Below are 13,634 nucleotides of genomic sequence, written 5' to 3' on the forward strand. Positions count from 1 at the left end.
CCCCCCCCCCCCCCCCCCCCCCCCCCCCCCCCCCCCCCCCCCCCCCCCCCCCCCCCCCCCCCCCCCCCCCCCACTACACTGGACGTCTGCCCCAGGAACCCTCGCCATGCCCCAGACCGTCATCCCGCAGCTGCGCATGCGCCATGCCGATACCAGCCTGCCCTTCTACGTGCAGGGCCTGGGCTTCATCGTCGACTGGGAGCACCGCTTCGAACCCGGCTTTCCGCTGTTCGCCCAGCTCAGCCGCGAAGGCCAGACGATCTTCCTGACCGAACACACCGGCGACTGCGAGGTGGGCGGTGCGGTGTATTTCATCGTCACCGACGTCGATGGCCTGCACGGCGCGTTCAGCGCTGCGGGCGTACCCATCGAGCAGCCGCCACACGATACCGACTGGGGAAGCCGCGAGATGCTGATCATCGACCCGGACGGCAACCGCCTGCGCTTCGCCACCGACGCTGGCTGAATGCCACGCGCTTGAACGGAAATATACGCTTCGTATACGCTTCATATATTCCCAATCGAGAACGCCCATGGGCATCGTCAACATCGATGACACCCTGCACGACCAGCTGCGCCGTGCCTGCACCGTCTCCAACCGCTCGATCAACGCCCAGGCCACGTTCTGGATCCGGGTCGGCATGCTGTGCGAGATGAACCCGACCCTGAGCTTCCAGGACGTCGTCGCCAGTGAACTGCGCGCCGCCGGTGTGCAGCCGCAGCTGCTTGCCCCCGGGCGGGCCTGAGCCGATGGCCATGATCAAGCGCCCCGACGAGATCGACCGCCTGGCCGAGTCCGGACGACTGCTGGCGCAGGTCTTCGCCATGCTCGACGCCCTGCCCCTGCAGGGTCGCAGCACGCTGGAGATCAACGACATCGTCGAGCGGATGATCGTCGACGAGCTGCAGGCGCGGCCCGCCAGCAAGGGGCAGTACGGGTTCCCGTACGTGCTCAACGCCTCGATCGACAACGTCATCTGCCACGGCATGCCGTCGGCCGATGACGTGCTGCGCAATGGCCAGATCGTCAACCTCGACATCACGCTGGAGAAGAACGGCTACATTGCCGATTCCAGCACCACGTATGTTGTGGGTGATGCCGACTACGCCGCGCGCAAGCTGGTGCAGGTGACCTACCAGGCCATGTGGAAAGGCATCGCCGCCGTGCGGCCCGGCGCGCGCCTGGGCGATATCGGCCACGCCATCGCCCGCCACGCGCGCAGCCACGGCTACAGCGTGGTCAAGGAGTACTGCGGCCACGGTATCGGCCAGGAGATGCACGAGGAACCGCAGATCCTGCATTACGGCCATGCCGGCACCGGCATGGAGCTGCAGGAAGGCATGGTGTTCACCATCGAGCCGATGCTCAACCAGGGCAAGCCTGCCATCCGCCAGCAGCCGGACGAATGGCCGGTGTATACCCGCGACGGCAAGCTGTCGGCGCAGTTCGAGCACACCGTGGCCGTGACCGGCAGCGGCGTGCGCGTGCTGACCCTGCGCCCTCGTGAAACCCCGTTGTGCGCGGTGGATGCGGCCTAGAGCGGGCGCAGCAGCAACAGCAGCGCAAGGCACAGCATGAAGGCCGCCACGCCTGCATCCAGCAACCGCCATGCTGCCGCGTTGCGGAACACCGGCTGCAGCAACCGGGCGCCGAACCCCAGCCCGCAGAACCAGAGCACGCTGGCCACGCAGGCGCCCGCTGCGAACGCCCAGCGCAGGTCACCTGGGTAGCGCGTGGACAGGCTGCCCAGCAGCACCATCGTATCCAGGTAGACGTGCGGGTTGAGCAGGGTGAACGCCAGGCAGGCCAGCAGAACCTGCCGCCGGCTGCCACCACTGGCATCGGCCGCGGCCAGCGCGCTGCCACCGCGCCACGCGCGCAGCCCGGCCTGCAGCCCATAGCACAGCAGGAAGGCGGCTCCGCCGAAGCGCAGCACCTGCAACAGCAACGGCCACTGCAGCACCAGCGCCCCCATGCCGCCAACGCCGGCCAGGATCAGCGCGATGTCCGCGCCCATGCAGGCCAGTACCACCATGCCCACGTAGCGGCGCTGCAGCCCCTGCCGCAGCACGAAGGCGTTCTGCGCGCCGATGGCGATGATCAGGCCAGCACCTGCAAACAGACCGGCCAGGGCCGCAGCAATCCACATCCGACGCTCTCCACCTTGAGAAGAGACGCAGGGTGCGACCAACGGGCTCGTTAAGGCCAGCTGGTTTTTCTTTATCCTGTGCAGAAAAACTGAAGAGGCACCGCGTGGACCTGGTACATCCGCAGTTGAGCGCCTTCACCGCCGTGCTCGAAGAAGGCAGCTTCGAGGCCGCCGCACGCCGCCTGTCGATCAGCCCGTCGGCGTTGTCGCAACGGATCAAGGCGCTTGAGGACCGGCTGGGCCAGGTGCTGGTGGTGCGCCAGGCCCCGTGCCGGCCTACCGCTGCCGGCGAAGTGCTGCTGCGGCGGGTGCGGCCGATGCAGGCACTGCAGACCGAAGCGCTTGCCGAACTGCTGCCGGAACGCGGCAGCGATGCCACCCGTACGCCGATTCCGCTGGCGGTCAACGACGATTCGCTGGACACCTGGTTCGTCGCCGCCATCGCCGAGCTGCACCAGCGCCACGGCTACCTGTTCGACCTGCGCATGGACGACCAAGACCACACCCTGGAACTGCTGCGCACCGGCAGCGTGCTTGGCGCGGTCACCGCCGAGCGCAGGCCGCTGAAGGGCTGCAACGTGCATCCGCTGGGCGCGATGCGCTACCGCGCCATCGCCTCACCGGCATTTGCGCGCCGCCACTTCAGCGCGGGCATGCAGGCCGAAGCATTGGCCTCGGCGCCGATGATCGTGTTCAACCGCAAGGATGAACTGCAATGGCGTTTCCTGCGCAGGCTCACCCGCGCGCGAATGCAACCGCCCGTACACTACCTGCCCTCCTCCACCGGCTTCGTCGATGCTGCCGCGCGTGGGCTGGGCTGGTGCCTGGCGCCGGAGGCCCTGGTCACGCCAGCGGCAGAGTCCGGGCAGATAGTGGTGCTGGAACCGCGTCGCTGGCTCGACGTACCCTTGTTCTGGCAGCATGCCGCCGTGCGCTCGAGCACGTTGCAACACATCACCCACGCGCTGCGTACCGCCGCGGGCAATACCCTACGTTGAAAAGAGCATGATCCAGACCACCGCAGACCCCGGCTTCACGCGCGGACCACTACCGTTTGCCCACTTCTTCACTACAGGAACGGCATGCGCCTGAGCTGCCCACGGACAAGGATGCATCGCGCGCTCGGCGCTGCCGGCCTGGCCTTGCTGGCCAGCCTGCCGCTGGCTGCAGCGGCACAGACCAGCGCGCCTCCCGCACTGGAATGGGAACAGGCGCGGCAGCGTCTGGAACAGGTCTCCGACGCGCTGGCCGCTGCTGATGCCGGCGTGCGCAACAAGGAAGAACTGCACGAGGCCACTCGCCTGCTGCGCCTGCCGGAGATCACCGGCGAAGTGCGGCGCCTGCAGTTCCAGAAGACCCTGACCCTGCCGCTGGGCTCGCTGGCGCCGGTGGCCGAAGCCTTTGGCATCGACTCACCGCTGTCGTTCACCGAGCGCGACTGGCGCACACGGCCGGTGGTCACTGCGGTGCTGCCGCTGTACACCGGCGGCCTGATTCCGGCCGCGCAGCGTGCTGCCGGCGCGGCCAGCGAACAGGCCAGCGCCGAGCGCGAAGCGCAGCGGCAGTCGCTGACCGTGCAACTGGCCCAGGCCTACTTCGGTCAGCGCTTGGCCGAACAGGCAGTGGTCGTGCGCCGCGACGTGCGCGATGGCTTGAACCGCCACCTGTCCGATGCCGAGAAACTGGAACGCGAAGGCTTCGCCACGCGTGCGCAGCGCCTGCAGGCCACCGTCGCCCGCGACAAGGCCGAGCGCGAGTACCAGAAGACGCTCAATGATCTGGCCACGCTGAAGGCTGCGCTGGCCACGCTGTTGCGCAGTGGCGGCGATGTGCAGCCGCTGTCGCCGCTGTTCGTGCAGCGCGCGCCGCTGGAACCGGTCGCCACCTTCGAGCGTACCGCGCAGGCACGGCAGCCGCAGATCGCCCGCCTGCGGGCGATCGTGGCGCAGGCCGAACAGGGCGTGCGCGTGCAGCAGGCCAAGCTGAAGCCAACGGTATTCCTGTTCGGCCAGTACGACTTCCGCCGCCGCGACGAAATGCTGACCGATCCGGACTGGGCGTTCGGCATCGGCCTGAAGTACACGTTCCTGTCGCCGAACTCACGGCCGGCACAGATCAGTGCGGCACGCGCGCAGCAGGAACAGGCTGAGGCCGGCCTGCGCGAGGCCGAGAACCAGGTCGCGCTGGGTGTGCGCAAGGCCTGGAACGAGCTGGAAACCGCACGCCAGCAGTTCGTGCTGCTGGACAGCAGCATCGCCCAGGCCGACGAGAACCTGCGCCTGCAGGAGCTGGCCTTCCGCGAAGGCCAGGCCACCTCGCTGGACGTGATCGACGCACGGCTCGGTCTTGGCGGTGCCCGCGTCGAACGTGCGCAGGCCGCCTACCAATACGATATCGCCTTGGCACAACTGCTCGAGGTGAGTGGACAGATGGACCGCTTCGAAGACCATCGGCGGCGTGCAGACGAGGTAATTGATCATGAGTGATGTGTTGCACGACGAAGCAACGACGCCCCCGGGCAAGCGCCGGCTGGGGCCGGTTCTGCTGGTGGTGCTGCTGGTGGCGGTGGTGCTGGGCCTGTGGCTGGCCTGGCGCAGCCCCGCCGACCAGATCCAGGGCATGGCCGACGCCGACACCCTCAACGTGTCCGCCAAGATCACCGCGCGCGTGGCCGAACTGAAGGTCCGCGAGGGCGATCGCGTGCAGGCCGGGCAGGTGCTGTTCCTGCTCGACAGCCCCGAAGTAGCAGCCAAGGAACAGCAGGCGCACGGCGCACTGGCTGCGGCGCAGGCGGTGGCCGACAAGGCTGCCGAAGGCGCACGCAGCGAAGACATCCGCGCAGCCGAAGCCAACTGGAAGCGCGCCGAGGCCGGTGCGACCCTTGCCGATGCCACCTACCGGCGCGTGCAGAACCTGTTCAACGAAGGGGTGATGACCCGGCAGAAGCGCGATGAAGCGGCGGCCCAGGCCACCAGCTCGCGCGAACTGGCCCGCGCCGCACGCGCCCAGTACGACATGGCGTTGACCGGCGCGCGCGAACAGGACAAGCGTGCCGCGCAGGGCCAGGTGCAGCAGGCCCAGGGCGCGGTGGCGGAGGTCAACGCCGCGCGCGTTGAAGTGGAAGGCCGCGCGCCGGTGGCCGGCGAGATCAACAAGCGCATGGCCGACCCGGGCGAACTGGTACCAGCCGGCTACCCGGTGTTCACCCTGGTCGACATCGACCGCATGTGGGTGTCGATGAACCTGCGCGAATCGCAGATGCAGGGCCTGAAGGTCGGCAGCAAGCTGCAGGGCAGCGTGCCGGCACTCGGCAAGGACGGTGAGTTCGAGGTCTACTTCATCAATCCCGCAGGCGACTACGCCACCTGGCGCACGACCCGCCAGTCATCGGGCTATGACGTGCGCAGCTTCGAAGTGCGGGTGCGCCCGGTACGCCGCATCGAGGGCTTCCGCCCCGGCATGAGCGTGCTGTTCGCATGGCCGCAGCACTGAACACCAGCCGCAGCAGCTTCGGCAGCTCATGGCAGCGCGAACTGCGCCGGTTGCGCAGCAGCCGTGCGGACCTGGCGCTGGTCACCGTGCTGCCACTGTTGATGCTGGTGGTGATGGCCTGGATGTTCTCCGCATCGGTGATGCGCGATGTGCCGATTGCCGTGGTCGACCTTGACCACAGCAGCGACAGCCGCCTGCTGCTGCGCATGCTCGACGCCAGCCCCGGCGTGCGCATCGCAAGCCAACCGGTCGATATGGATGAGGCGCGCGCGCAGCTGCGTCGGCTGGAGGTGTTCGCGGTGGTGCTGGTGCCGCGCGATGTGACCCGCCAGGCGCTTCGCGGCCGGCAGGGCACGGTGTTTTCCTATTACAACGCCACCTACATGACCACCGGCCAGTCCGCCGCGCGGGATATCGGCGACGCGGTCTCTGCGTGGAACGCGCGGTTGCTGCGCGAACGCATCGGCCTGCAGGTCGGGCCGGGCAAGCTGCGTGCCGCCCCCATCGCGGTGCAGTCGGACATCCTGTTCAATCCGGCGCGCAGCTACGAGCTGTTCCTGCTGCCACTGATCTTCCCGGCGGTACTGTCGCTGGTACTGGCGCTGGCCGTGGCCGGCAGCCTCGGCCGTGAGATCCGCGACGGTACCCTGCCCGCCTGGCTGGGCCATGCACCATGGTCGGCCATTGCCGGCAAGGTGCTGCCCTACGTGCTGCTGTTCTCGTTGTACGGCGCGCTGGGCGCGGCCTACCTGGCCTGGCTGCGTGGCGACGGCATCGCTGGCAGCGTGCTTCTGCTGCTGCTCGCACAGCCGCTGTTCTACCTGGCCACCGCGGCCTATGCCCTGTTCTTCGTCGGCGTCACCCGTGATATGGGCACGGCCCTGTCCGCCGTGGGCCTGAGCATCGGCACGGCGCTGGCGTTCTCCAGCGCCACGTTCCCGGTGATCGACGCACCGTTGTTCACCCGCGTCTGGCACCTGCTGCTGCCGCTCAGCGCCTACATCAAGCTGCAGACCCAGCAGCAGTTCATCGGCTCGCCGTTGGCGGTATCGCTATGGCCGCTGGCCACGCTGCTGCTGATGATCGCGGTTGCTGGCGGCATCGGCGGCTGGCGCCTGCTGGCGTTCGCGCGCACGCCGCAGGCCGCGCAACCGGCCGGGGCAGGCGCATGAGCCGGATCTGGCACAGCCTGCGACAGACCCTGTTGGCCGTGCTCTGCGATCGCTACGCGATCGTGGTGATGGTCGGCGCGGTGATTCTGTACTCGTTCTTCTACCCCGCCGCCTATCGCCATCAGGTGGCCGGCAACCTGCCCGTGCTGGTGGTCGATGAAGACCACAGCGCGACCAGCCGCGAGCTGCTGCGCAAGCTCGATTCGCTGCGCGTGGCCCATGTGGTCGGGCAACCGGCCGACCTGCAGGAAGCGCGCGCACAGCTGGAGGCCGGCCATGCCGAAGGTATCGTGCTGATCCCGGCCAACCTGGAACGCGACATCCTGCGCGGGCATCCGGCCAAACTGGTGCTGCTCGGCAACGGCGCCTATCTTGGCCGAGCCAGCTGGGTACTGGGCAGCGTGGCCGATGCGCTGGGAGCGTTCGGCCGTGAAGCGGCTGTCACCCAGGCCGCGTTCATGGGCGCGCCACAGGCACCACCGGTCACCCTCGTGCAACGACCCTTGTTCAACACGCAGGAAGGCTATGGCAGCGCGATCGTCCCCGGCGTGGCCGAACTGATCGTGCACCAGACGCTGCTGATGGGCATCGGCGTGCTGCTCGGTGGCCGCCGGCTGGTGCTGGGCCGGCGCCTGCAGTTCGACCTGCCCACCCTGACCGGCATGGCCCTCGGTTTCGGCCTGATCGGGCTGTTCGGGCTGTTCTGGTACGCCGGCTTCACCGCCTGGGTGCAGGACTATCCGCGTGGCGGCAACCCGCTCGGCCAGCTGCTCGGCGGCACCCTGTTCATCGCTGTCACGGTGGCGTTCGGCCTGTTCGTCGGCAGCTTCTTCCGCACGCGCGAACGCGCCTTCCAGTACATCATCGCTACCTCGATCCCGCTGTTCTTCCTGGCCAGCCTGTCGTGGCCGGCGGTGATGACCCCGCGCCCGCTGGTGTGGCTGGCGCAACTGCTGCCGACCACCTCCGGCATCAACCTGATGGTGCGCCTTAACCAGATGGACGCCAGCCTGGCCGAGGTCAGCCGCGAACTGATCACCCTGGCCGTGCTGCTGGTGCTGTACGGCGCCCTCGCCCTCTGGCGTCTGCACAGCAAAAAGGGGACGGAGGGGATTAAGTCGTAATCGGCGCGAAGGGGAGAAACCGACTTGATCCCCTCCGTCCCCTTTTACGGTTCCGGTGCGTACCAGAACGGGATGCTGTATTCGCGACGGCGGCTGGGCCCACGTTCGCCGCCGTCGGCGTTCCAGACCAGTCGCAGGTCATGCCGGCCCGGCTTCAGATCCGCCATCGGCAAGTAGCCCACCAGCCCGCGCATATCCAGGTCCCGGCGCTCCATCGGCACGAAATCATGCAGGTCGACCTTGCCGCCATCGAGCTGCACCGTCCACAGCAGCGCCATGCAGTTCACCGCTGCCGTCGCCGCCTGTGCACCCTGCGCTTCGTTGCGGGCACCGCCCGCACAGCGCTGCCGTGCCACCGGATTGTCACGCTGCGGACGGTGCGGAATGAACAGCCGCAACCGCGATGCACTAATGGTATCGGCCGGAATCATCGGATAGGGCAGCAGCTGGTCATGCGCCGAGCGCAGCGATTCGTAGTGCGCGCCAAGCATGCCGTGGTCCACCGCTTCTTCGGTCATCACGCTGTAGCGGTTGAACAGCGAGAACTTCATCGAGCCGTACACCTGCAGCGCGGCGAGCACCATCGCCAGCATTACCGCCGATATATAGATCACGGTGAACGAGCGACCGCGCAGGTTGCTCTGCAGGGTCCACTGCATGGTCTGCAGCAGGCGCAGCATCGGTACCCGCTGCAGGCCAGCCAGCACCGACTGCAGCCGCTTCTCCTGCCGTGCGGTGTCCAGGCCCCGCGCGTGGCGCCGCGCGATCGATTTTTCCAGCAGCATCGGCACCATCGCCAGGCCAAGCAGGCCAACCATCAGCACCGCAACGATCGCCAGCGTGATGCGATCGACATCGCCGAAGGCGGCACCGATGGCCATCGCCACGCCCAGCGAGACAATCGCCACCACCAGCGTGCCGGCCAGGGTCTGCACGCACAGCAGCGTGCTCGAGAACAGCATGGTGGCAAGCCGGTCTGCGCGTTCGATGGTGCCGTCGAGCCCACCGTCGCGCTGCTTCAGGAACGCACGTGAGAACGGCCCCAACATTGTCAGTCGATCCCAGTCGATGCCTTTGGGGAAGTGCGATTTCAGGCCGATCAGGCCGATCCAGTAGCCACGCACCGCCAAGTGGATGATCAAGGCCACCGCCAGCACGTAGCACATGCCGACGCCGATACTGAAGGCGAACCACAGCGCCTGGAAATAGACACCTTCGGTATGCAGGCTGCTGCGCGCCCACGCATCGAACAGGTAGCCCGGCACAGCGAGCAGTGCGAAGGCGAGCAGGCCGGAAATGAACAGCTCCAGCTCGTCGGTGCGGTCACGCACGCGGGAGTAGCTGGCTGTCGTGCGAGGCATTGCATCAGCAACATCTGACGGTTCCCGACGGTCTACAGCGCTCGACTTGTTCACTGGCGATTCATCCCTGGAGGTCGGCGCAGTATAGGCATGCGCCCTGCCCCACGGAACCGGTCCGGAAACGGAGAACGCCGGCACAGGGCCGGCGTTCGGGGTACAGCAGTGTGGAAGGGGCTATCGCATGGAGGTATCAGCGATAGACGCGCTCACAACGGCGCTCGACCACGCGGTCGCCGGTCTTCTGCTGATGGTTGCCCTGGATCTGCCGCCCAGCTGCACCGCCTGCCACGGCACCGGCGACGGTCGCCAGCTTCTTGCCGTTGCCGCCGCCTACCTGATTGCCCAACAGGCCGCCGACCACGGCGCCCGTAGCGGTACCGGTGATGCGGTTGGGATCGCGGGTATTGCGCTGCACTTCCACGTTCTTGCAGACCACGCGGCTGCCATCGTTGAACTTGCGCCCTTCATCACGCGGGCCGTAATTCTGTGCGCCAGCAACGGACGAGGCCGCCAGCAGGGTGCCCAGCACCATCAATCGGGTCGAGGTCTTCATGGCCATCTCCTGTGCTCCGGTATGGCGCAAGTGTCTGCCTGCACGTGGCAACTGCAGGTGAAATCCACGTCTCCAGGCGCTCAACGGCCATCATCGGTTCAGGAAACAAAAATGCGCCCATCGCGACCAGCCATCGCGATGGGCGCCGTCTCCCACCCGGCTTAGAACTCTTCCCACCCACCCGTGTTGGCAGCGAGCGACGGGGCATTTCGCGGCGGCAGGCCGGTCGCGCGACGCACCGGCGGCACGCTTGCAGCGACCGCTGCCAACATCGGACGGACCGCTGCCGCCGCCACCGAAGCGCCGGTGCGAAACACCGACACCGCTTCGGCCAGCAGGTTGGCCTGTTCTTCCATCGACCGCGCAGCAGCGCTGGCCTCTTCCACCAGCGCGGCGTTCTGCTGGGTGGTCTCGTCCATCTGCATCACGGTCTGGTTGACCTGCTCGATGCCCGAGCTCTGCTCCTGCGAGGCTGCAGAGATCTCCGCCATGATGTCGGTCACCCGCTGCACCGAGGCGACAATCTCGCCCATCGTCGTGCCGGCCTGACGCACCAGCACCGAGCCGTCGGACACCTTGCCCACCGACTCCTCGATCAGGCCCTTGATCTCCTTGGCCGCACCCGCCGAGCGCTGTGCCAAGGTGCGCACCTCGCTGGCCACCACCGCAAAGCCCCTGCCCTGCTCACCCGCACGCGCGGCTTCCACGGCGGCATTGAGCGCCAGGATGTTGGTCTGGAAGGCGATGCCATCGATCACGCTGATGATCTCGGCGATCTTCTTCGACGACGCTTCGATGGCGCTCATGGTGGTCACCACCTGGCCGACCACCTCGCCGCCCTGCGAGGCCACCCCATGTGCACCGATCGCCAGCTGGTTGGCCTGGCGCGCGTGTTCGGCGTTCTGCTTCACCGTGGAGGTCAGCTCCTCCATCGACGCTGCCGTCTCTTCCAGGTTGGCCGCCTGCTGCTCGGTACGCCGCGACAGATCAGTATTGCCCGAGGCGATTTCCCCCGCCGCCAGATTGATGCTGGATGCACTGGCCTGGATACGGCCGACGATCTGGGTGAGCTGCTCGACGGTGGCATTGCAGTCGTCGCGCATACGGGCGAACACACCGTGGAAATCGCCCTGCATGCGTACGGTCAGATCGCCGCGCGAGATCGCCTGCAGCAGGCTCGACACCTGCACCAGGTTCTCGTCGGTGGTCTTCATCAACCGGTTCAGCCCGGTCACCATCTCGCCGAAATCATGCTCAAAGCGTGCTTCGTCACCGCGCAGGCTGAAGTCGCCCGCGGCCGCGGCTGTGGCCAGCCTGCGGATCTCGCCGTTGATGGCCGACAGACTCGATTTGGTCTCGTCCATGGCCTGGGTGATCGCCGCCTTCTCGCCCGGCAGGCGATCCATGTCCACCGACAGGTCGCCGCGCGCGTAGTGCTTCATCACCTCGATCAGGCGGTTCTGCACGTGCACGTGCGAGCCCACCAGCGCGTTGGTGTCATGCACCATGCGCCCGTAGTCGCCGGGGAAGGCGCTCTCGTCCATGCGATAACCCAGGCTGCCATCATCGTGCTGCCGCGCCATCTCGCCCTGCGCGGCCATCACCGCCTGCAGCTGCCCCTGCATGCGCTGCATGGACTTCAGCAACTGGGTCACCTCGTCATTGCCCGAAGCATCGATGACGTTGTCCAGACGACCGTTGGCGATGCCATCGGCCAACTTCACCGCGCCCGCCAAAGGGCGGGTCAGGCTGCGGGTGATCGCCCATGCGGCCAGTGCGCCGAGAATCAGGCTGAGCACACCAAAGGCGATGGACAGGGTTCCCGTCCATGCTTCCGTGGCGCGGTATTCCTCACGGCTGCGTTCGGTCAGGGTTTCCTGGTGCCGCAGCAGGCTGGAGATCGCTCCATTCCAGGCCGTGGCCAGACCGTGCTCGGCCAGCAGCTCGGTAGCTGCACCGTCGTAGTCGCCCGCCTTCATCCGCTCGTGCAATTGTTGAGTGGAGACGTCGGTGGCCTTGCGCGCCGCCGCGATCTGCGCCACCAGCGTATCGCCGGTGGCATCGCGGGGAATCTTGACGTACTTGTCCCAGATTCCATCGTAGGTGCGGCTCAGTTCCTGCGCCCGCTGGTAATCCTTGTCGAACTCCTCGCCGCGCTTGATCACCATCAGGCGGCGATGCATCAGCACCGCGTTGTTGGTATCGAGCATGTCGTTCAACAACCGCATCTTGACCATGTTCACGCCCACCACTTTCTCGAACTGGGCGGACTTCAAATGGTTTCCGTACAACACCAGGCCGACGATGGCCAGGATGAACAGCAACAGCAGACCGAAGCCGGCAGAAAGCCGGGATCCCACACGGAGGTTGCGTAAGGCGAGCATCTCAATTCCCTTGATCGTGGCCCTATATCGGTGGCGGCACGACTGCGGGAAACTTTAAGATCAGTTATTGAAACAACGCCGCGTTAACATAAACGCGTTCAAGCAGAATCTCACCGTGAGGAAATCAGGCCCGTGGCGGGGAATCAGCCACGCAAGCCGATGACGGTATGGCGGGTGAAGAACCGCATTTTCCCCTCGACCGTGAAATCGGCACGCCTGATTTCGACGAGCAGTTGCTCGCGCTGTGCTTCGTCCAACGTGCAAGGCTCCAGAACATTGGCATCCAGCACGGTACCCGGTGGCGTCAGACGTAGCTCGACAATGCAGACATTGTTGTCCGTTGGGACACCCGCCGGCCACGCCGTCATCGCGATCGCACGCAGCTCCTCCTGGTACACCTCCCTCTCCGCATATTCGAGATCCGGGTCCGGCCGGTTCGCCGGGAGGTGCAGTGAAGACTGCCTGGGCGCTGCCTTCGGCATCGAACGAACTGCCAGATTGATCAGGGTGTTCTGTGAGGCCGTTACCGCCAAGGCGATCACCAAAGCGGTGTAGCTGACACCACCGGCCTTCTGCAGTTCGGCACGCCGCCGATGCGCGCCTCCATGCCCGGCAAGCACCTTGCGGGCAATCCTCCGGCAATGAGACAGGTACAGGGAATTCGCCAGAATTCCGGCAAGCACGCGGCAGACCACGAAGACGACTACCGCGAACCATGGCAGACCCATCTGAGTGAACGTGGTCATCGCCAAAGGCGGAACGATGAACCAGATCGTGCCCCATACAGGCATGCGTCGGAAGAAGAACCACAATGATGAAAACAGGAACGCCGGACAATGCCACCGTCTCGGCGCCCTGCCGGCTGCGTCGTCCAGCCTCCAGAAATGGCAATAGGTGGAGAACCGGTCCCCAACCACAATCGCCAGCGCACTCTTTTCACTTGACTCGTCAGCGGCCGAGTCTGCGTCTCGCTCCGCGCCACCCTCTGCACTACCGAAAGTGGGCTCGATCTTCATTCGCACTGATTCTTCATCCAAAAACAAGGCACATTGATAATCGTTCGAAAGGCTGAGGAAGGTCAAAGTAGGCCGAGCCGGCGGCCACAACCTCAACTTCCTTGTAGAAATCAATCTTTCCAACCAATTTCGCCTAATCCTCTCGTCCAAAGCCGTCACAGCCCTTCGATGCGCGCGCTTCAATTCCTTTAATGGGAAGTGAAATGTGTCGCGGACAACCCAAAGAGTATCCACGACGCGACAACAAAGCAGAGCTCGATATTCTCCCAGCGTCGATTTAGCAGAAAACGCAGAATCGCAAAAACACTCAACACCGGCAAAGATATCAGTCCAAAATAAAATATGAACCTAATCCATTCTACAAAAAGACTACATGTGGCGC

The 13,634-nt window shown here is 66.0% G+C and carries 13 protein-coding genes; 8 read left to right on the forward strand and 5 right to left on the reverse strand.

The window, feature by feature from the left end; genetic code table 11:
• Positions 1-106: 106 nt before the first annotated feature.
• The 3 genes from AC3WTC_RS16550 to map all read left to right on the forward strand — a co-directional run bounded on the left by AC3WTC_RS16550 (position 107) and on the right by map (position 1,539).
• The gene (locus AC3WTC_RS16550) at positions 107-466 is read left to right on the forward strand and encodes a bleomycin resistance protein (protein ID WP_492711984.1); all 360 of its coding nucleotides are present in this window, start codon (positions 107-109) and stop codon (positions 464-466) included.
• 67 nt (positions 467-533) lie between these two features.
• Positions 534-746, forward strand: a complete 213-nt coding sequence (locus AC3WTC_RS16555; RefSeq protein WP_025873788.1) for a ParD-like family protein — start codon at positions 534-536, stop codon at positions 744-746.
• Positions 747-756: 10 nt separating this feature from the next.
• On the forward strand, positions 757-1,539 hold the full coding sequence (gene map, locus AC3WTC_RS16560; protein WP_492711985.1) for a type I methionyl aminopeptidase: 783 nt from the start codon (positions 757-759) through the stop codon (positions 1,537-1,539).
• On the opposite strand, the gene AC3WTC_RS16565 is transcribed toward map, so the two are convergent.
• Positions 1,536-2,150 carry a LysE/ArgO family amino acid transporter gene (locus AC3WTC_RS16565; protein ID WP_049465142.1) on the reverse strand — a complete coding sequence of 205 codons (615 nt, stop codon included), beginning with the start codon at positions 2,148-2,150 and terminating at the stop codon, positions 1,536-1,538. The genes map and AC3WTC_RS16565 overlap by 4 nt on opposite strands.
• Before the next feature lie 104 nt (positions 2,151-2,254).
• On the opposite strand from AC3WTC_RS16565, the gene AC3WTC_RS16570 reads away from it, so the two are divergent.
• The 5 genes from AC3WTC_RS16570 (at position 2,255) to AC3WTC_RS16590 (ending at position 7,938) form a co-directional block, all read left to right on the forward strand.
• Positions 2,255-3,148, forward strand: a complete 894-nt coding sequence (locus AC3WTC_RS16570) for a LysR family transcriptional regulator ArgP (RefSeq protein ID WP_492711986.1) — start codon at positions 2,255-2,257, stop codon at positions 3,146-3,148.
• A 111-nt stretch (positions 3,149-3,259) separates the two neighbouring features.
• Complete coding sequence (locus AC3WTC_RS16575; protein WP_177176982.1) at positions 3,260-4,636, forward strand: TolC family protein; 1,377 nt, start codon at positions 3,260-3,262, stop codon at positions 4,634-4,636.
• Positions 4,629-5,642: an HlyD family secretion protein gene (locus tag AC3WTC_RS16580; RefSeq protein ID WP_229291083.1), complete on the forward strand. Its 1,014-nt coding sequence runs from the start codon at positions 4,629-4,631 to the stop codon at positions 5,640-5,642. Before AC3WTC_RS16575 ends, AC3WTC_RS16580 begins: the two co-directional genes overlap by 8 nt.
• Positions 5,627-6,814, forward strand: a complete 1,188-nt coding sequence (locus tag AC3WTC_RS16585; protein ID WP_059063526.1) for an ABC transporter permease — start codon at positions 5,627-5,629, stop codon at positions 6,812-6,814. The genes AC3WTC_RS16580 and AC3WTC_RS16585 overlap by 16 nt, the downstream gene beginning before the upstream one ends.
• The gene (locus tag AC3WTC_RS16590) at positions 6,811-7,938 is read left to right on the forward strand and encodes an ABC transporter permease (RefSeq protein ID WP_492711989.1); all 1,128 of its coding nucleotides are present in this window, start codon (positions 6,811-6,813) and stop codon (positions 7,936-7,938) included. The genes AC3WTC_RS16585 and AC3WTC_RS16590 overlap by 4 nt, the downstream gene beginning before the upstream one ends.
• Positions 7,939-7,982: 44 nt before the next feature.
• On the opposite strand, the gene AC3WTC_RS16595 is transcribed toward AC3WTC_RS16590, so the two are convergent.
• The 4 genes from AC3WTC_RS16595 to AC3WTC_RS16610 all read right to left on the reverse strand — a co-directional run bounded on the left by AC3WTC_RS16595 (position 7,983) and on the right by AC3WTC_RS16610 (position 13,252).
• Positions 7,983-9,299 (reverse strand): hypothetical protein, encoded by a 1,317-nt coding sequence (locus tag AC3WTC_RS16595; RefSeq protein ID WP_492711990.1) that lies wholly within the window; start codon positions 9,297-9,299, stop codon positions 7,983-7,985.
• A 190-nt stretch (positions 9,300-9,489) separates the two neighbouring features.
• On the reverse strand, positions 9,490-9,858 hold the full coding sequence (locus AC3WTC_RS16600; protein WP_025873797.1) for a glycine zipper 2TM domain-containing protein: 369 nt from the start codon (positions 9,856-9,858) through the stop codon (positions 9,490-9,492).
• A 155-nt stretch (positions 9,859-10,013) separates the two neighbouring features.
• A complete protein-coding gene (locus tag AC3WTC_RS16605; RefSeq protein WP_492711992.1) occupies positions 10,014-12,236 on the reverse strand; it encodes a methyl-accepting chemotaxis protein in 2,223 nt (740 codons plus the stop codon).
• Positions 12,237-12,379: 143 nt separating this feature from the next.
• Positions 12,380-13,252: a DUF2628 domain-containing protein gene (locus AC3WTC_RS16610; RefSeq protein WP_492711993.1), complete on the reverse strand. Its 873-nt coding sequence runs from the start codon at positions 13,250-13,252 to the stop codon at positions 12,380-12,382.
• Positions 13,253-13,634: the final 382 nt, after the last annotated feature.

The organism is Stenotrophomonas sp. FW305-C-20-S1, from assembly GCF_058783335.1.